The sequence below is a fragment of the Rhizobium sp. SG570 genome (assembly GCF_012275345.1).
Classification (GTDB): domain Bacteria; phylum Pseudomonadota; class Alphaproteobacteria; order Rhizobiales; family Rhizobiaceae; genus Rhizobium; species Rhizobium lusitanum.
Genome location: NZ_JAAZQI010000002.1, coordinates 642,252 through 659,236, shown reverse-complemented (window position 1 = coordinate 659,236; position 16,985 = coordinate 642,252). Strand labels below are relative to the sequence as shown.

Annotated in this window: 13 protein-coding genes; 8 read left to right on the top strand and 5 right to left on the bottom strand. The window is 60.2% G+C overall.

The features are described 5' to 3' along the window. Positions 1–6 precede the first annotated feature (6 nt). Positions 7–813 carry a DUF72 domain-containing protein gene (locus FHT28_RS07035; RefSeq protein WP_037202071.1) on the top strand — a complete coding sequence of 269 codons (807 nt, stop codon included), beginning with the start codon at positions 7–9 and terminating at the stop codon, positions 811–813. Positions 814–823: 10 nt separating this feature from the next. Here the strand turns inward: FHT28_RS07035 and FHT28_RS07030 are convergent, their stop codons facing one another. After that, the gene (locus FHT28_RS07030; RefSeq protein WP_168595864.1) at positions 824–2,299 is read right to left on the bottom strand and encodes an NAD(P)H-hydrate dehydratase; all 1,476 of its coding nucleotides are present in this window, start codon (positions 2,297–2,299) and stop codon (positions 824–826) included. 349 nt (positions 2,300–2,648) lie between these two features. Here FHT28_RS07030 and FHT28_RS07025 point away from each other — a divergent pair, with 349 nt between their 5' ends. The 3 genes from FHT28_RS07025 (at position 2,649) to hspQ (ending at position 5,023) form a co-directional block, all read left to right on the top strand. Next, the gene (locus FHT28_RS07025) at positions 2,649–2,987 is read left to right on the top strand and encodes a P-II family nitrogen regulator (RefSeq protein WP_003579240.1); all 339 of its coding nucleotides are present in this window, start codon (positions 2,649–2,651) and stop codon (positions 2,985–2,987) included. A 61-nt stretch (positions 2,988–3,048) separates the two neighbouring features. Then, positions 3,049–4,458: a type I glutamate--ammonia ligase gene (gene glnA / locus FHT28_RS07020; protein WP_037202069.1), complete on the top strand. Its 1,410-nt coding sequence runs from the start codon at positions 3,049–3,051 to the stop codon at positions 4,456–4,458. Between the two features lie 235 nt (positions 4,459–4,693). Continuing rightward, positions 4,694–5,023, top strand: a complete 330-nt coding sequence (gene hspQ / locus FHT28_RS07015; protein ID WP_037202067.1) for a heat shock protein HspQ — start codon at positions 4,694–4,696, stop codon at positions 5,021–5,023. A 155-nt stretch (positions 5,024–5,178) separates the two neighbouring features. Here the strand turns inward: hspQ and FHT28_RS07010 are convergent, their stop codons facing one another. Continuing rightward, a complete protein-coding gene (locus FHT28_RS07010; protein WP_034505055.1) occupies positions 5,179–5,838 on the bottom strand; it encodes an invasion associated locus B family protein in 660 nt (219 codons plus the stop codon). A 264-nt stretch (positions 5,839–6,102) separates the two neighbouring features. Between FHT28_RS07010 and FHT28_RS07005 the strand changes: the two genes are divergently transcribed. The 3 genes from FHT28_RS07005 to FHT28_RS06995 all read left to right on the top strand — a co-directional run bounded on the left by FHT28_RS07005 (position 6,103) and on the right by FHT28_RS06995 (position 9,227). Beyond that, positions 6,103–7,914 (top strand): extracellular solute-binding protein, encoded by a 1,812-nt coding sequence (locus FHT28_RS07005; protein ID WP_037202064.1) that lies wholly within the window; start codon positions 6,103–6,105, stop codon positions 7,912–7,914. A gap of 91 nt (positions 7,915–8,005) precedes the next feature. Beyond that, positions 8,006–8,677 (top strand): DsbA family oxidoreductase, encoded by a 672-nt coding sequence (locus FHT28_RS07000; RefSeq protein ID WP_047561760.1) that lies wholly within the window; start codon positions 8,006–8,008, stop codon positions 8,675–8,677. A 22-nt stretch (positions 8,678–8,699) separates the two neighbouring features. Beyond that, complete coding sequence (locus FHT28_RS06995; protein WP_168595837.1) at positions 8,700–9,227, top strand: GNAT family N-acetyltransferase; 528 nt, start codon at positions 8,700–8,702, stop codon at positions 9,225–9,227. Here FHT28_RS06995 and mfd read toward each other — a convergent pair. After that, positions 9,196–12,696 carry a transcription-repair coupling factor gene (mfd, locus tag FHT28_RS06990; protein ID WP_168595836.1) on the bottom strand — a complete coding sequence of 1,167 codons (3,501 nt, stop codon included), beginning with the start codon at positions 12,694–12,696 and terminating at the stop codon, positions 9,196–9,198. The two genes, FHT28_RS06995 and mfd, sit on opposite strands and share 32 nt — an antisense overlap. Next, entirely contained in the window at positions 12,693–13,007 is a 315-nt protein-coding gene (locus FHT28_RS06985; protein WP_037202057.1) for a succinate dehydrogenase assembly factor 2, read from the bottom strand. Before FHT28_RS06985 ends, mfd begins: the two co-directional genes overlap by 4 nt. 173 nt (positions 13,008–13,180) lie before the next feature. Here FHT28_RS06985 and recG point away from each other — a divergent pair, with 173 nt between their 5' ends. Continuing rightward, positions 13,181–15,286, top strand: coding sequence for an ATP-dependent DNA helicase RecG (gene recG, locus FHT28_RS06980; RefSeq protein WP_168595835.1), 2,106 nt, complete (start codon positions 13,181–13,183; stop codon positions 15,284–15,286). A gap of 42 nt (positions 15,287–15,328) precedes the next feature. Here the strand turns inward: recG and FHT28_RS06975 are convergent, their stop codons facing one another. Then, positions 15,329–16,825: an esterase-like activity of phytase family protein gene (locus FHT28_RS06975; protein WP_168595834.1), complete on the bottom strand. Its 1,497-nt coding sequence runs from the start codon at positions 16,823–16,825 to the stop codon at positions 15,329–15,331. Positions 16,826–16,985 lie beyond the last annotated feature (160 nt).

The window sequence follows — 16,985 nt, the reverse complement described above, 5'->3', positions numbered from 1 at the left end:
GAGAGAATGACCAAAGCGGGCGAAATCCGCACAGGCATCGGCGGCTGGACTTTTGAACCTTGGCGCGGGACCTTCTATCCCGACACCCTGAAGCAGAAGGACGAGCTCAATTACGCCAGCCGCAAGCTGAAGGTGATCGAGGTCAACGGCACCTATTACAGCACGCAGAAGCCCGAGGTCTTCGCCAAATGGGCTGCGGACGTGCCTGACGGCTTTATCTTCTCGCTCAAGGCCACACGCTTCGTCACCAACCGCCGGGTCCTTTCCGAGGCCGGTGAATCGATGCAGAAGTTTCTGGGTTCCGGCATCAGCGAGCTCGGCGATCACCTTGGTCCCCTGCTTTGGCAGTTTGCGCCGACGAAGAAATTCGATCCGGACGATTTTGAGGCATTCCTGAAGCTGCTACCGGCCAAGCAGGACGGCTTGCCACTGAAGCACGTCGTCGAGGTCCGCCACGATTCCTTCAAGGTGCCGGAATTCATAGCGCTGCTGGCAAAATACAACATCGCGCCCGTCTGCGCCGAACATTTCGAATATCCGATGATTGCGGATGTCACCGCCGATTTCGTCTATGCCCGGCTGCAGAAGGGATCGGACGACATCAAGACCTGCTACCCGCCGAAGGATCTGAAAGCCTGGGCCGATCGGCTGAAAACCTGGGCCGAAGGCAAGGTGCCGGATGATCTGCCGCTGATCGATCAGGACCGCAAGGTGAAGGTGGAGCCGCGAGATGTCTTCGCCTTCATGATCCATGAGGGCAAGGTGAACGCGCCACCAGGCGCCATTGCCCTGCAGGAAGAAGTGGCAAAATAGCTGTCTGCTTTTAGAAAGGGGTGACGCTGGCGACGAGATCTTCGGCCGTCAGCCCTTTTCCCGCGCGCTGGCCCGCCAGGCCGTGCAGCCAGACGCCGGCGGCGGCGGCTTCGAAAGCGGGCGCACCCTGCGCCATCAGTCCGCCGACGATACCGGCAAGCACGTCGCCCGAGCCGGCGGTGGCAAGCCAGGGCGGCGCATTGGCATTTATCAGTGCCCTGCCGTCCGGAGCGGCAATCACGCTGTCGGCGCCCTTGTAGATGATGGCGGCGTGGGCCCTCGCCGCAGCCGCCCTCGCCTTGTCGACCTTGCTCAATGCACCATCGGCGGCAATATCGGGAAAAAGTCGCGCGAACTCGCCTTCGTGCGGCGTCAGCACCAATCGCGTCGGCCCTTCCGCAAAGGCGTCGAACAGAATTTGCGGATCGTCGCGAAACGAGGTGATGCCATCGGCATCAAGGACCAGATGACGATCCGCGAGCGCGAGGCAGAACCGGCGCGGCTTCTCGCCGGCACCGAAGCCGGGGCCGAGCACGAAGGTCGAGAGCCGCCGATCGGCAAGCCATTCCCGCAGCGACGCATCGTCCTCGACAGTATGCAACATGATCGCCGTGAGCATGCCGGCATTGACAGCCATCGCGTCTTCCGGTGAGGCGATGGTGACAAGCCCCGCCCCCGCCTTCAAACCGGCCATGGCCGACATGCGCGCCGCACCGGTCGCATTTGGCCCTCCCGAGAAGACGACGAGATGCCCACGCTTGTATTTGTGCGTGTCCGCGCCTGTTGACGGTATCTTCTCCTGCCATTGGGCCGGCGTATTCTCGGCGATCATGCCATCGGAATGGGCGCGAACGATGCGTGCGGGAATGCCGATGTCGAAAACCTCCAGCGCGCCGCAAAGATCGCGTCCGGGCAGCAACAGATGACCGGGCTTGCGAGTCATGAAGGTCACCGTGCGCTCCGCATGAAAGGCGGCGCCGAGGAAGTGGCCGCTGCGTCCGTCGACCCCGGACGGCAAATCGACGGCAATGACGGGAACATGCGCCTCCGCGGTCCGCGCGACGACAGCGGTAACCTCATCCGGAACCGGACGCGACAGCCCCGCACCGAAGATGGCGTCGATAGCTACGTCGCCCGGGCGTGGCGCATAGTTTCGGATCGCCTCTCCCTCGATCGGACAATCGGCAAAGGCGCGTGCGGCATCGCCCTTCAGCCGCCGCGGATCGCCCACATGGAACAGTGCAACCTCCACTCCGCTCTGCCTGAGCGCGCGAGCCGCCACGTAGCCATCGCCGCCATTGTTGCCTGGGCCACACAGGACGACATAACGCAGCGCCTCGGGGAAATGCCGAAGCGCGCTTGCGGCAACCGCCTGCCCCGCTTTTTCCATAAGCTGATAGGAATCAATGCCGGAGGCGGCAGCGTCGCGATCGACGGCGGCCATGTCATCGGGAGAGAGCAACAAATCGGCGAGCGGCGTTATCATGACGAACATTATAGATGCGAAATTTGCCTCAAAAACAACCGCGTTTAAATCGCTCAATTAGGTCAATTAATATGCATTTGCATAATAATTATGCGAATGTATTCAAGGCCTTGCTGGAGTACGAATATGACGTGCACGGCATTTTTTTGCGAAATTTTACTTATCCAACGCATTTCAGCGCGAATTCGCTTCCATTTTTCCGAAAAATCCTCATCAATCCATCCTCTCGGCGTAAATTCGCCGGGATTTTTTTACGGTGGTCCATCCGCATCTGGCATGATACGTGCATCACGTTGGCCGAGCGGGGAGTAGTCCTGCTGTAACAGGGGAAGCGGAGAGACATTTTCTCATGAAAAAGATCGAAGCGATCATTAAGCCCTTCAAGCTCGATGAAGTGAAGGAAGCCCTTCAGGAAGTCGGCTTGCAGGGTATCACCGTGACGGAAGCGAAGGGCTTCGGCCGTCAGAAGGGCCACACGGAACTTTACCGTGGCGCCGAGTACGTCGTCGACTTCCTGCCGAAGGTGAAGGTCGAAGTCGTATTGGCGGATGAAAATGCGGAAGCGGTGATCGACGCTATCCGCAAGGCTGCGCAAACCGGCCGTATCGGCGACGGAAAGATTTTCGTCTCCAACATCGAAGAGGTCATTCGAATCCGCACCGGTGAAACTGGCATAGACGCCATTTAACCCGCCCGGCCTTTCGGCCGCGGCTAAAAATCGTCATCTAAGTCAAGGGAAGAGAAATTTAATGACGACGGCAAGCGAAATTCTCAAACAAATCAAGGATAACGACGTCAAGTTCGTTGACCTGCGCTTCACCGACCCCAAGGGCAAGCTGCAGCATGTCACGATGGACATCGTCTGCGTCGATGAAGACATGTTCGCCGATGGCGTCATGTTTGACGGCTCCTCGATTGCGGGCTGGAAGGCCATCAACGAATCCGACATGGTGCTGATGCCTGACACGGACACGGTCCACATGGATCCGTTCTTCGCGCAGTCCACCATGGTCATCCTATGCGATATTCTGGATCCGGTCTCCGGCGAAGCTTACAACCGCGACCCGCGCGGCACCGCCAAGAAGGCGGAAGCCTACCTGAAGGCCTCTGGTATCGGCGATACCGCCTTCTTCGGTCCTGAAGCCGAATTCTTCGTCTTCGATGACGTCAAGTACAAGGCCGATCCTTACAACACCGGCTTCAAGCTCGACTCCAGCGAATTGCCCTCCAACGACGACACGGATTACGAAACCGGCAACCTCGGTCACCGTCCGCGCATCAAGGGCGGCTACTTCCCGGTTCCGCCTGTCGACAGTTGCCAGGACATGCGCTCGGAGATGCTGACCGTTCTCTCGGAGATGGGCGTCGTCGTCGAAAAGCATCACCACGAAGTTGCTGCCGCCCAGCACGAGCTCGGCATCAAGTTCGACACGCTGGTGCGCAACGCCGACAAGATGCAGATCTACAAGTATGTCGTCCACCAGGTCGCCAACGCCTATGGCAAGACGGCAACCTTCATGCCGAAGCCGATCTTCGGCGATAACGGCTCGGGCATGCACGTTCACCAGTCGATCTGGAAGGGCGGCAAGCCGACCTTCGCCGGCGACGAATATGCTGGTCTCTCCGAGAGCTGCCTCTACTACATCGGCGGCATCATCAAGCATGCCAAGGCGATCAATGCCTTCACCAACCCGTCGACGAACTCCTACAAGCGTCTCGTCCCTGGTTACGAAGCTCCGGTTCTGCTTGCCTATTCGGCTCGCAACCGTTCCGCCTCCTGCCGTATTCCGTTCGGCTCGAACCCGAAGGCAAAGCGCGTCGAAGTCCGCTTCCCCGACCCGGCCGCAAACCCGTATCTCGGTTTTGCAGCCATGCTGATGGCAGGCCTTGATGGTATCAAGAACAAGATCCATCCCGGCAAGGCCATGGATAAGGACCTCTACGATCTGCCGCCGAAGGAACTGAAGAAGATCCCGACGGTTTGCGGCTCGCTGCGCGAAGCGCTCGAAAGCCTCGACAAGGACCGCAAGTTCCTGACCGCCGGCGGCGTCTTTGACGACGACCAGATCGATGCGTTCATCGAACTGAAGATGCAGGAAGTCATGCGCTTCGAAATGACCCCGCATCCGGTCGAATACGACATGTACTATTCGGTCTGATACCCAAAGCGAAAGCCCCGGCTAGCCGGGGCTTTCTTCATGCAGGCGAAGATGCGGCGGCCACTTCTCCTGATCGCGCTCCTTCCATCAGAACGCGGAATTCCTACATAGCACTGTCACCCGATGCCGGGGTCGAAAGACCGGCAGAATGTGACGGTTCAGTGAAGGAATGGGGCAAAATCCTTGATATCAGCGGTGAAAGTCACCACATGATTGCCTGAAAGGAAGTCGTACCATGAAACAACGAGACGCAAAATTCAATATTGGCGACGTGGTTCGACACCGGATGTTCCCCTTCCGCGGTGTCATCTTCGATGTCGATCCGGAATTCGCCAATACCGACGAATGGTGGAATTCCATTCCGGCGGAAGTGCGGCCCAGCAAGGACCAGCCCTTCTATCACCTTCTCGCCGAAAACGACGAGACTGAGTATGTCGCATACGTGTCGGAACAGAATCTGGTCAGTGACGAGAGCGGCGTTCCGCTCCGCAATCCACAAGTCGACCAGATCTTCGACAAGGCGCCGACAGGACAGCTCAAGCCCAAGATGAGCTTCGCCCACTAAGCGCCAGTCAAACCAATCTTATTTCTGAAGGGAAGGCTTCCCAAGGCCTTCCCTTTTCATTTTGGCCGGAGTCTCTGTTCGAGGAGCCGGCAGCAAAGAAAAAGCCCGGATTGCTCCGGGCTTTTTCTTTTATGAGATGATGAATTTCCGCAAGTTTACTGCGCTTTGGCGGCCTTCTGGGCATCTTCCAGCTTCTTGCGTGCTTCCTCAGCCTTCTTCTGCATGCTGTCCTGCAGGCTCTTCTGGCTTTCGGCAAGCTTGGAGTCGGAGATCGCCGGGCCGTCAAAGGCGGCGCCAAAGCCGGTCAGCGAAATCTTGATCGGGTTCGGTGCGCGGCGGAAGTTGATCGAGGTGAAGGTCACATCGGTCCCCTTCTTCAGCGACGCGACCATAGCGTCGGTCACAGGCACTTCCGCGGTGCACTTGTCCGGAAGGCAGACGGCGTAATCGAGCTTCTGGCCCTTGCCGCCGTCAATCTGCATGGTGATGCCAGGCGGGATCAGGCGAGCCGTCGGAACGGAAATCTGCAGGATCTTGCGATTGACCTTGCCGTCGACGGAGATGAGGCCGACCGCCGTCACCAGCTGGCCGTTATTGGCCATGATGAGGTTCTGCACGATGCAGATATCGGCATCGTCCTGCTTGGCGCAGGTCTTGTACCAGCCCAGACGCGGTTGATTGGGATCGCCACCGCCGTCGGCGGGAGCTGCATTCGACGCATCCTGAGCGAAGGCAGCTGCCGGGAGCGCCGCACCGATCATGAGAGCCAGAGCAGAGAGACCTGCCCGCATTTTGTTGTCAGTCTTGAACATCATAGCGAAACCGCCTCCTGAAATCCGCTGCGGGACGACGCCTGCCGTCCCATGCCATTCGGGTCAAACCGTCGTCCACCTGTCGAATGAATAAGGCAAATGCATGACCCGGGAAACCCGGCCCCCCTGTTACATCGCACCGACGCGGATATCCAGCTTTTCTTTGACCTTTTCTGTCGAGACCCAAGAATTCCGCGGTCGCGTGTTGAATTCGGCACGCTCGTGATAAGGTTCGGCCGAATCGTAGCCCTTACCGGAAAGGATGCCATGCGAGCGCTCCGGATCGCTGTCTTTGTATTTTTCGCAGCATTATGCAACGCCGCCGCGGCGCAACCACTCTACGGTATCGCCATGCATGGAGATCCGGCCCTGCCGGCGGATTTCAAGCACCTGCCCTACGTCAATCCGGACGTCAAGAAAGGCGGCCGCATCAGCTATGGTGTCGTCGGCACCTTCGACAACCTCAACCCCTTCATTCTGAAGAGCATGCGCACGACGGCGCGCGGCATGTGGGACCCGGAGTACGGCAACCTCATCTTCGAACCGCTGATGGTGCGCTCGCGCGACGAGCCGTTCACACTTTACGGGCTGCTCGCCCAGACGGTCGAATGGGACGAAAGCCGGAGCTACATCCAGTTCAATCTCAATCCCGACGCAAAATGGTCGGACGGGCAGCCGGTCACGCCCGAAGACGTGATCTTCACCTTCCAGCTCCTGCGCGACAAGGGGCGCGTACCAATGTCGTCTTGGCTCGACACGATCGGCACGATCGAGAAGGTCGGTGAGCACGGTGTGCTGATCCGCTTCAACGACAAGGCCAATCGCGAAACGCCACTGATCATCGCCTCGTCGCTGCCCATCCTGCCGAAACACGCGACCGATCCCGACAGTTTTGAACGCACCACGCTCAGCATCCCGATCGGCTCCGGCCCATACCGGGTGAAGAGCGTTGATCCTGGCCAGCGAATCGTTTTCGAGCGTAATCCCGACTACTGGGGCAAGGATATTCCCGCGAAGGTCGGCGTCGACAATTACGACCAGATCGTGGTGAACTACTTCCTGCAGGACACGACGGTGTTCGAGTCCCTCAAGAAGGGTGATATCGATATCTATCAGGACGGCAGCCCGGCCCACTGGCAGCAGGCCTACAATTTTCCCGCTGTTACTTCCAAAGCCGTCGTCAAGGAGGTCTTCACCCCGAAGCTGCCGAGCGGCATGCTGGGTTTCGTCTTCAACACCCGCCGGCCTATCTTTGCAAACAAGAACGTCCGCAAGGGCCTGACGCTCGCCTTCGATTTCGAATGGTTCAACCGCAACCTTGCTTCCGATGCCTATACCCGCACCGAAAGCTACTGGCAGAATTCCGATCTTTCGTCCTTTGGCGTCCCCGCAGACGCCAATGAGCTCGCCCTGCTCGGCCCGATCAAGGACCATATCGACGCCGACGTCCTCGACGGCACCTATAAGCTGCCCGTCAGCGACGGTTCCGGCCGTGATCGCTCGATCCTGCGGAAGGCCGTCAATTTTCTCAAGCAGGGCGGCTATGCGATCAAGGGTGAGCGCATGGTCGACAGTGCCGGACGGCAGCTCAGCTTCGAGATCATGACGCAAAATGCGGATCAGGAGCGAATCGCCATCGCCTACCGCCGCTCGCTGGCCTTGCTTGGCATCGCCGTCACCATCCGCACCGTAGACGATTCGCAATATCAGCTGCGAACGACCAACTACGACTACGACGTGATCATCAAATCCTACCCGTCGTCGCTGTCGCCTGGTATCGAGCAGGTAGGTCGCTGGAGCTCCGCCGCCGCAAAGACGCCAGGCAGCCTGAACTTCGCCGGCGTTGCCGACCCCGATGTCGATACGCTGATCGATCATTTCCTGACGGCGAAGTCAGCGGAAGATTTCCGCGACGCCGTGCGCTCCTTCGATCGCATCCTGATCTCGGGCTATTACGTCGTGCCGCTCTACCATATCGCGCAGCAATGGGTGGCGCGGCGAAGTCATATAGCCCATCCCGACACATTGCCGCTCTATGGCTATTACCTGCCCGTCTGGTGGGACGCATCCGCGCAATGATGTTGATTAGTTCCCTTTCGGTAACCGGTTGAAGCCATCGGCGAGAACGCCTAGATGGTCAGGACAAGCCAAAAACCGAAAGGATAGAGCCATGGAACGCATCACGATCGATATCGTCTCGGACGTCGTTTGTCCTTGGTGCTATCTCGGCAAGGCCCGGTTGGAGCTGGCCATCGCCGAAGTACAGGACGAAGTGGGCGTCGATCTGAACTGGCGGCCCTATCGACTGAACCCCGATTATCCGCCCGAAGGCGTCGACCAGAAGAAGGAATTGGCAAAGAAACTCGGCGGCGAGGAACGCGTAGCACAGGCGCACAAGATGCTCTGCGATCTCGGCCGTGAGATCGGCATCAAGTTCGATTTCGACGCCATCAAAATCGGTCCGAACACGCTCGACGCACACCGCCTCATCCACTGGGCCGGCACCGAAAACCGCGAGACGCAGGAAAAGGTGGTCAACGCCCTCTTCAAGGCCAATTTCGAGGAGGGCCGCAACGTCGGCGACCACGCGGTTCTGCTTGAGATCGCCGAAAAGGCCGGGCTCGACAGATCCGTCATCGCAGCGCTGCTCGCCTCCGACGCCGACCGCGACCTCATCATTGGCGAAATCGACGCCGCCCAGAAGATCGGCGTCAACGGCGTGCCCTTCTTCATCTTCGACCAGCAATATGCCGTCAGCGGCGCCCAGACGCCGGATGTGCTTGTGGAGGCGCTGAGGGATATCGCCAAGATGAAGGCCGAGGCGCGGGCTGGGATGAACTGAGCGCTGGCGCTGAAGGTGACAGATGATCGAGACGGCACGGCTTGTTTTACGAAAGCCTCTGTTATCGGACGCCTCCAGCCTTTTTGAATTTCTGGGCGACCCAGAAGCGATGCAATTCACGCACACCGACGCATCGTTGAAAGATTGCCGTCAGCGCATAGCAGTATATGAGCGGCGGCGCAGGAGAGACGGTTATGCGCCTTGGACAGTTATTCTGAAAAGCACCGGCCGCGCCATAGGTTGGGGCGGTTTATACGACGACCCTTTCGATTCCGGCTGGGGTGTCGAACTCGGCTATTATTTCCACCCTGGCGCCTGGGGTTATGGATATGGAAGCGAATTCGTCTCGGCCGCATTGGCGGAAGCCGATCACACACTGAAACTCGCGAAGGTTGGTGCTTTCGCACGACCGGAAAACAGGGTTTCGAGACGGTTGCTGGAAAAAGCGGGCTTCGAACTTATTCGTTTCGTTCCTGAGATAGAACGCTTCTTCTTCGAACGCCAGCGCCCCACTGCCCTTACTTCGCCAACTCCGCCAATTGCGTCATAACCACGGCCGCCCCTTGCAGCCGCTTTTCCGGTGTCGGAAGATCGCGGGTCAAGAATACGCTGTGGTCCGGGCGGATCTTTGCCATGGTGCCCTGCTTGGCGATATAGCCGACGAGATTGGCCGGGTTCGGGAATTCCTTGTTGCGGAACTGCACGACGAGGCCCTTCGGGCCTGCATCCAGCTTCTCGACATTGGCAATGCGGCAGAGCGACTTGATGTAGACGATCTTCAGAAGATGCTGCACCTCGATCGGCATCGGTCCGAAACGGTCGATCATTTCGGCACCGAAACCGTCGATCTCCTTGATTTCGGTGATTTCGCCCAAGCGGCGGTAGAGCGCCATGCGCAGATGCAGGTCTGGCACGTAATCGTCCGGGATCATGACCGGCGTGCCGACGGAAATCTGCGGCGACCAGCCGGTATCCTGAATCTCGTCGACGCCCTTGACCTCGGCGACGGCCTCCTCGAGCATCTGCTGGTAAAGCTCGAAACCGACTTCCTTGATATGGCCCGATTGTTCCTCGCCGAGCAGGTTGCCGGCGCCGCGGATATCCAGATCGTGGCTGGCGAGCTGGAAGCCGGCACCGAGCGTATCCAGCGATTGCAGCACCTTCAGGCGGCGCTCGGCCGTCGTCGTCAGGACCTTGTTGACCGGCAGGGTGAAGAGCGAGAAGGCACGCACCTTGGAACGGCCGACGCGGCCGCGAAGCTGGTAGAGCTGCGCGAGGCCGAACATGTCGGCGCGGTGGACGATCAGCGTGTTGGCCGTCGGCACGTCGAGGCCGGATTCGACGATGGTCGTGGAGAGCAGCACGTCATAGCGGCCTTCGTAGAAGGCATTCATGATGTCCTCCAGCTCGCCGGCCGGCATCTGGCCGTGCGCCACCGCCACCTTCAACTCCGGCACGTCCGACTGCAGGAAGGCATGGATCTCGGCAAGATCAGTCAGACGCGGGCAGACGTAGAAGCTCTGGCCGCCGCGGTAATGCTCGCGCATCAGCGTCTCGCGGATGACCAGCGAATCGAAAGGCGAGATGAAGGTGCGCACCGCCATGCGGTCGACCGGCGGCGTGGTGATGAGCGACAATTCGCGCACGCCCGTCATGGCCAGCTGCAGTGTGCGCGGGATCGGCGTCGCCGAAAGCGTCAACACATGCACGTCGCTTTTCAGATCCTTCAGCCGCTCCTTATGCTTGACGCCGAAATGCTGCTCCTCATCGATAACAAGCAGGCCGAGATTGGCGAACTTGATGCCGGCGCCGAGCAGCGCATGCGTGCCGACGACGATATCCGTCTTGCCTTCGGCGACTTCCTTCTTTGTCAGCGCCAGCTCCTTGGCGCCGACAAGACGGGATGCCTGCTGCACCCGGATCGGTAGCCCACGGAAACGCTCGGAGAAGGTCTTGAAATGCTGGCGGGCGAGCAGCGTCGTCGGTACGACGACGGCGACCTGTGCACCGTTCATGGCAGCGACGAAGGCGGCGCGCAGCGCCACTTCCGTCTTGCCGAAGCCGACGTCGCCGCAGACGAGGCGATCCATCGGCCGGCCGGCGGCGAGATCGTCGCGCACCGCCTCGATGGCGTTCATCTGGTCTTCGGTTTCGTCATAGGGGAAGCGGGCGGCGAACTCGTCATAGAGGCCGTCCGGGGCGCTGAGCACCGGCGCATGCCGCGTCAGGCGTTCGGCTGCGACGCGGATCAAGGCGCTGGCCATATCCAGCAAGCGCTTCTTGAGCTTGGCCTTGCGCATCTGCCAGGCGCCGCCGCCGAGCTTGTCGAGCTGAGCCTCTGTGCCCTCACCGCCGTAGCGCGACAGGAGATCGATGTTTTCGACCGGCAGGAACAGCTTGGCGTCGTCGGCATAGCGCAGCTCGAGACAGGCATGCGGAGCGCCTGCCGCTTCAATAGTCTTCAGGCCGACGAAACGGCCGATGCCGTGTTCGGCATGGACGACGATCGAGCCTTCGTCGAGGCCGGCCACTTCCGAAATGAAATCTGCGGCGCGCTTACGGCGTTTGGAGCGACGCACCATGCGGTCGCCGAGAATGTCCTGCTCGCCGATGATGACGAGATCGCCAGCCTCGAAGCCCGCTTCCAGACTTAGGACTGCAGCCGCCGCCTCGCCTTTCGCCAAGCCGCCGAGGTCCTTGAAAGCCTCGATAGTCTTGACGCGCGCCAACCCATGTTCGGCGAGCACCTGCAGCAGGCGGTCGAGCGAACCCTCGGTCCAGGCGGTGATCAACACCTTGCCGCCGGAGGCGCGCTTGTCGGCAATGTGCTTGACGACGGAATCGAAGACGTTGACGCGTTCGCTATCGGCGCTCTCGGTCGCCGAGCGCGCCCAGCGAGGCCCTTGCCGGGCGTCGATGCTGACGACGCGGCGTGCCTCGCCCTCATGCTCGTTGAAAGGCGATATGCGGATGGCACTGAAGGCATCCAGCGCCTTGCCGAAGGTGCTGGCATCGAGATAGAGCTGACCCGGCGTTACCGGCTTGTAGGGCGTGCCCTGCGACATTTGGCTCTTGGCCGGCTGTCCGGAATTGAGGCGCGCATCATAATAGTCGAAAACGAGCTTGGAACGCTCCTCGGCCGCTTCCCGCACCGTGTGATCCGTCACCAGCCGGAAGCCCTTGAGATAGTCGAAAACCGTCTCCAGCTTCTCATAGAACAGCGGCAGCCAATGTTCCATGCCGGCATAGCGGCGCCCCTCGGAAACGGCGACATAGAGCGCGTCGTCGCGCGTGGCGGCGCCGAAGGCGGAGAGATAGTTCTTGCGGAAACGGCTGATCGTATCCGGCGTCAGCGTCACTTCGCTCATCGGATTGAGATCGAGGGAGCGGACCTGCCCTGTCGTGCGCTGGCTGGCCGGATCGAAGCTGCGGATGCTTTCCAGCGTATCGCCGAAGAAATCGAGACGCACCGGCTCTTCCGTGCCCGGAACGAAGACATCGAGGATACCGCCGCGCACGGCATATTCACCGACCTCGCGCACGGTCGCGACGCGATCGAAGCCATTCCGCTCCAGTCGGCCGGCAATATCGTCCATGCGCAGCTGATTGCCTGACCTTGCCGAAAACGCCAGGCTTTCGATGATGTCCTGCGGCGCGACCTTCTGCAGCATGGCGTTGACCGTCACCAGCACGATCGCCGCATGCGGCTTGTGATGATAGGCAATCAGGCCGGAGAGCGCGGCCAGACGGCGGGCTGACGTGTCGGAACTCGGCGAAACGCGGTCGTAGGGAAGGCAATCCCAGGCGGGCAAGGTCAGTACCGGAATCTCGGGCGCGAGGAAGCCGAGCATCTGCTCGACATCGGCCATGTGCTGCCCATCAGACATGACATAGGCGATCGGCTGACCGGCTCTTGCCAGCTCCGCAAGCAGGAACGGTTCCATGCCGGCCGGGACATGACCGACCGTCAGCGGCTCGCTTGCGGCGAGCAGTTTCTTCGCATCGAAACCGGGAATCATCTGGTTATGCCGAACCTTTCAGCGATCTCTTCGAAATCGGGCCTATAGGACGCCAGGCGCTGGAACAGGGGGGTCTGCAAATGTTGCGGTGTCGGCTCGGTTCCGAGGATCCACTTGACGAGATCGTTGTCTTCCTCGTCCATGATGCTTTCGAGCTCATCGAGATCGGCTTCGGCCAATCCCGGCAGCTCGTTATCGGCGAACTGGCCGAAGACCAGATCCATCTCGCGGATGCCACGATGCCAACAGCGGAAAAGGATGCGCCGGCGGCGGGGATCGAGATCGGCACTGCTGAGGGTCAGCCCAGTCATCAAAAACACCTTCCTGTTGATGCGTCTCTATAAAACCAGCATTGAAAGGTGGGAACCAGTTTTTCTGAAAAAAGCGACTCGCATGCAATTTTCCGGGGAGTGTTTACCTCAATAGGGCCGAGTTCCCGGCCGCCCCTTGCCAAATCCACCCTGCCCGTCGCATTTTGCCCACCATGCGTCCCGCCATCCTCGATCCGCTGTTTGCCTCCATCTCTTCGCTGCCCGGCGTCGGGCCGAAGGTATCCGAACTGCTGGTCAAGCTGCTCGACCGCGAAACGATCGACGATTGCCGCGTGATCGACCTGCTCTTTCACGCGCCGCACTCCATCATCGACCGGCGCGAGCAGCCGGGCATCGCCAGAGCGCCACAGGGCGCGATCGTCACCATTACCGGCCGAGTCGACCGTCACCAGCCGCCGCCGAATGCACGCAGCAATGTGCCCTATCGTGTCTTCCTGCATGACCAGACAGGAGAACTGGCGCTGGTGTTCTTCCGGGGCAAGGCGCAGTGGCTCGAAAAGCAGCTGCCGATCGACGAGACGGTAACTGTCAGCGGTAAGGTCGACTGGTTCAACGGCCGGCCGTCAATGGTGCATCCGGACTACATCATGCGAGAGAGCGAAGCGGAAAATCTGCCGCTGGTCGAGCCGGTCTATCCGCTCACGGCCGGCCTCTCGCCGAAATTCCTGCGCAAGACCATCGAAGCCGCCCTGCCGCGCATGCCTGACCTGCCGGAGTGGGACGATCTTGCGCTTGTGCAGAAGCAAGGCTTTCCCTCGATCTCCGACAGCTTCCATATGCTGCATGCGCCGCGGGATGCCGCCGATATCGATCCGCAGGCGCCGGCGCGCCGCAGGCTCGCCTATGACGAATTTCTGGCCGGGCAATTGTCGCTCTCCCTTGTACGCCAGCGGCTGCGCAAGGTCGCGGGTCAGCCGGTGCATGCGACTGGGAAAGTCAGTAGCAAGATATTGGAATCCCTGCCCTTCTCGATGACCAACAGCCAGCGCGAGGCCGTTGCCGATATTCTCAAGGACATGGCCGGTACGGAGCGCATGCTGCGGCTGCTGCAGGGGGATGTCGGCGCGGGTAAGACGCTTGTCGCCTTGATGGCGATCGCTGCCGTGATCGAGAGCGGCGGCCAGGCCGTGTTCATGGCGCCGACCGAAATCCTGGCGCGGCAGCACCACGCGACGATCTCGAAATTCGCAGCAGATGCAAACCTTTCCGTCGAAGTCCTCACAGGCCGCACAAAGGGCCGCGAGCGAGATGCCATTCTCGAGCGCATCGCCTCTGGCGAGGCGCAGATCATCATCGGCACGCATGCGCTATTCCAGGACAGCGTCGCCTACGCCAATCTGATGCTGGCTGTGGTCGACGAGCAGCATCGCTTCGGCGTCCACCAGCGCCTGCGGCTGACAGCGAAAGGCATCTCGCCGCATATGCTTGTCATGACAGCGACGCCCATCCCGCGCACGCTGGTGCTGGCCGCCTTTGGCGACATGGACGTTTCCAAGCTCACGGAGAAGCCAGCCGGGCGCAAGCCGATCCAGACGATCACCATCCCAAACGAGCGAACCGGCGAGATCGTTGGCAGACTGAAGAGCGCACTGTCGGAAGGCAAAAAAGCATATTGGATATGCCCACTTGTGGAGGAATCCGAAGAATCGGATTTAATGTCGGTAGAGGAGCGACACGCAACATTGACGAGCGCGCTCGGGGCTGGCGTCGGCCTCATCCACGGCCGGATGAGCGGTCCTGAAAAGGATGCTGTCATGATGGCCTTCAAGAATGGCGAGATCCGGCTGCTGGTGGCGACGACGGTCGTCGAAGTCGGTGTCGACGTTCCCGATGCGACGATCATGGTCATCGAACATGCGGAGCGTTTCGGCCTGGCGCAGCTTCACCAGCTGCGTGGCCGCGTCGGACGCGGCGACGAGGCCTCCACCTGCATCCTGCTTTACAAGGGGCCGCTTGGGGAAACAGGACATGCCAGGCTTTCGATCATGCGCGACACCGAGGATGGTTTCCGCATTGCCGAGGAGGATCTGAAGCTGCGTGGCGAAGGCGAGCTTCTGGGCACGCGCCAGTCGGGTACACCGGGCTTTCGCATCGCCAGTCTCGAAGCCCATGCCGATCTTCTGGAAATCGCCCGCAAGGATGCTGCCTATATTATCGAGCGCGATCCGGAATTAACCGGCGAGCGCGGCATGGCGGTACGCACCCTGCTCTATCTCTTCCGCCGCGACGAGGCGATCCGGTTCCTGCGTGCGGGCTGAATGGGGGACGCGCTAACCGCGTCCACCCCTTTTTCAAATGGCTTACTTGGCAGAGAGACCGGGAATGGTCACCTGAAACACCTGGAACATGGTGTCGACGTCGGCGCCGCTGTCATCCTTGTAGGCGGCTCCCACCTGGAAACCGTCCTGGGTGATGAAGTCGTTGTCGTTGGCGACGAACAGGAAGTAATCATCCGGCAGCTTCGGATCCTGGACGCTGGCAAGCGACATGGCTTCCCACTTTTCCGATAGATTGTTGCGATCGTTCGGAGTGCCGTTGTGAAGGCCGAAGCGAGCGAGATCGGCGGTGTCGTTGATGTCGATGAACTGGCTGAGGACAGCGGGCTTGACCGAGGGATCAAGAACACCCTTCGGAGCGACAGCTGTGTCGCCGTCGAATTTGCCGCCGGCAATATCGGTGGCGGCAGACACATCGACGGCGACGATGTTGCGATAGATCGACTTATCGCCCTTCTGGCCGTAGCCATTGTTGCTATCACGAGCGAGCATCAGGAAGCTCGTCGGCGAAAGCGCCACGATTTCGCTCTGGGCGGCGACGGACGTCTTGCCCTTGTCGTTGGTGAAGACCGGCAAAGGCACGACGTATTCGTGCACGAGTTTCAGGTGGTCGAGATCAGCAGCATCGTAAAGCAGGGCGCGCGTGTTCTGCCTGGTCGAACTGGAATCGCCACCATCCTGGCGCGTCGCAGACTGGAGCACCGCGATGAGGAACTTACCGTCCGGGGTCAGGGACATGCCCTCGAAGCCCTGGTTGTTCTGGCGCCCACTTGTCGGATCCTTCGGATCCGGAGCGGATTCGCCGGGACCCGGATTATTTGAGGAAAAGTTCACGGTGCTGTGGCGCATCGGCAGAAACGCCGCCGGCGGCGCTGTGGCCGAGATCATCCGCCCATCCGCCGAGAAGCGGTAGATATAGGGACCGTATTCATCGCTGATGAACATTGAGCCATCTGGCAGCCGGGCAATGGCTTCGTTGTCGAGCGAGACCTTGCCGTTCGGTGCCAGCGGCAAAAGCGGCATGCCGCCTTCTGCTTGTCGGACGCCGTTGGCGGGGTCAAGGCCGGTGGTTTCGTTGCCTTTATTGTCTTTCAACAGCAGCGTATCGGCGAGCTTGGCTTCGACACCCAACTGCTCCTTGCCGGCCGGCGGCGTTGCGCCGGGAGCAACCGGCGTCAGCTGAATATCGATGGTGTTGAGACGCGCGCGATAATCCGTGGTGCCGGCGACATTGTAGCCACGGTCCGGCAGCAGCCACAGCGATCCCTTGTAGGTACCGTCAGCATTGCGGGTCCAGCTCTTGGCGTCGATGGACATGCCCGAGCCAGAGCCGAAGGTCTCGCCGAACTTGTCGCGCTGGTTGGCTGGAATACGGCCCACGGCAACACGTCCCTTGTTGACGAGCGTCGTGCCTCCGACCGCTACGGAACTTTCGGCATGTGCTACCAGCGGTGTTGTGAAAATGAATGTGGCAAGCGCTGCAGACAGCAGCGGCAATGTCCTTGAACGTGAGTCTCTCAAAAAAATATCCTCCTGATGAAAAACCGTATGGAGGCAACGGTATCCATCCGCGGCTTGATGGAAGCCGTATCGAAGATAGTGTCCGGCACATGCGTCCCGAACATTCGATAGTGAGATACCCATTGCCTATCCCAAGGACGATCTAAGACGTCAACATGAT

Coding starts and splice junctions, on each gene's coding strand:
- FHT28_RS07035 (WP_037202071.1), top strand. CDS start 7: ATGACCAAAGCGGGCGAAATCCGCACAGGCATCGGCGGCTGGACTTTT.
- FHT28_RS07030 (WP_168595864.1), bottom strand. CDS start 2,299: ATGATAACGCCGCTCGCCGATTTGTTGCTCTCTCCCGATGACATGGCC.
- FHT28_RS07025 (WP_003579240.1), top strand. CDS start 2,649: ATGAAAAAGATCGAAGCGATCATTAAGCCCTTCAAGCTCGATGAAGTG.
- glnA (WP_037202069.1), top strand. CDS start 3,049: ATGACGACGGCAAGCGAAATTCTCAAACAAATCAAGGATAACGACGTC.
- hspQ (WP_037202067.1), top strand. CDS start 4,694: ATGAAACAACGAGACGCAAAATTCAATATTGGCGACGTGGTTCGACAC.
- FHT28_RS07010 (WP_034505055.1), bottom strand. CDS start 5,838: ATGATGTTCAAGACTGACAACAAAATGCGGGCAGGTCTCTCTGCTCTG.
- FHT28_RS07005 (WP_037202064.1), top strand. CDS start 6,103: ATGCGAGCGCTCCGGATCGCTGTCTTTGTATTTTTCGCAGCATTATGC.
- FHT28_RS07000 (WP_047561760.1), top strand. CDS start 8,006: ATGGAACGCATCACGATCGATATCGTCTCGGACGTCGTTTGTCCTTGG.
- FHT28_RS06995 (WP_168595837.1), top strand. CDS start 8,700: ATGATCGAGACGGCACGGCTTGTTTTACGAAAGCCTCTGTTATCGGAC.
- mfd (WP_168595836.1), bottom strand. CDS start 12,696: ATGATTCCCGGTTTCGATGCGAAGAAACTGCTCGCCGCAAGCGAGCCG.
- FHT28_RS06985 (WP_037202057.1), bottom strand. CDS start 13,007: ATGACTGGGCTGACCCTCAGCAGTGCCGATCTCGATCCCCGCCGCCGG.
- recG (WP_168595835.1), top strand. CDS start 13,181: ATGCGTCCCGCCATCCTCGATCCGCTGTTTGCCTCCATCTCTTCGCTG.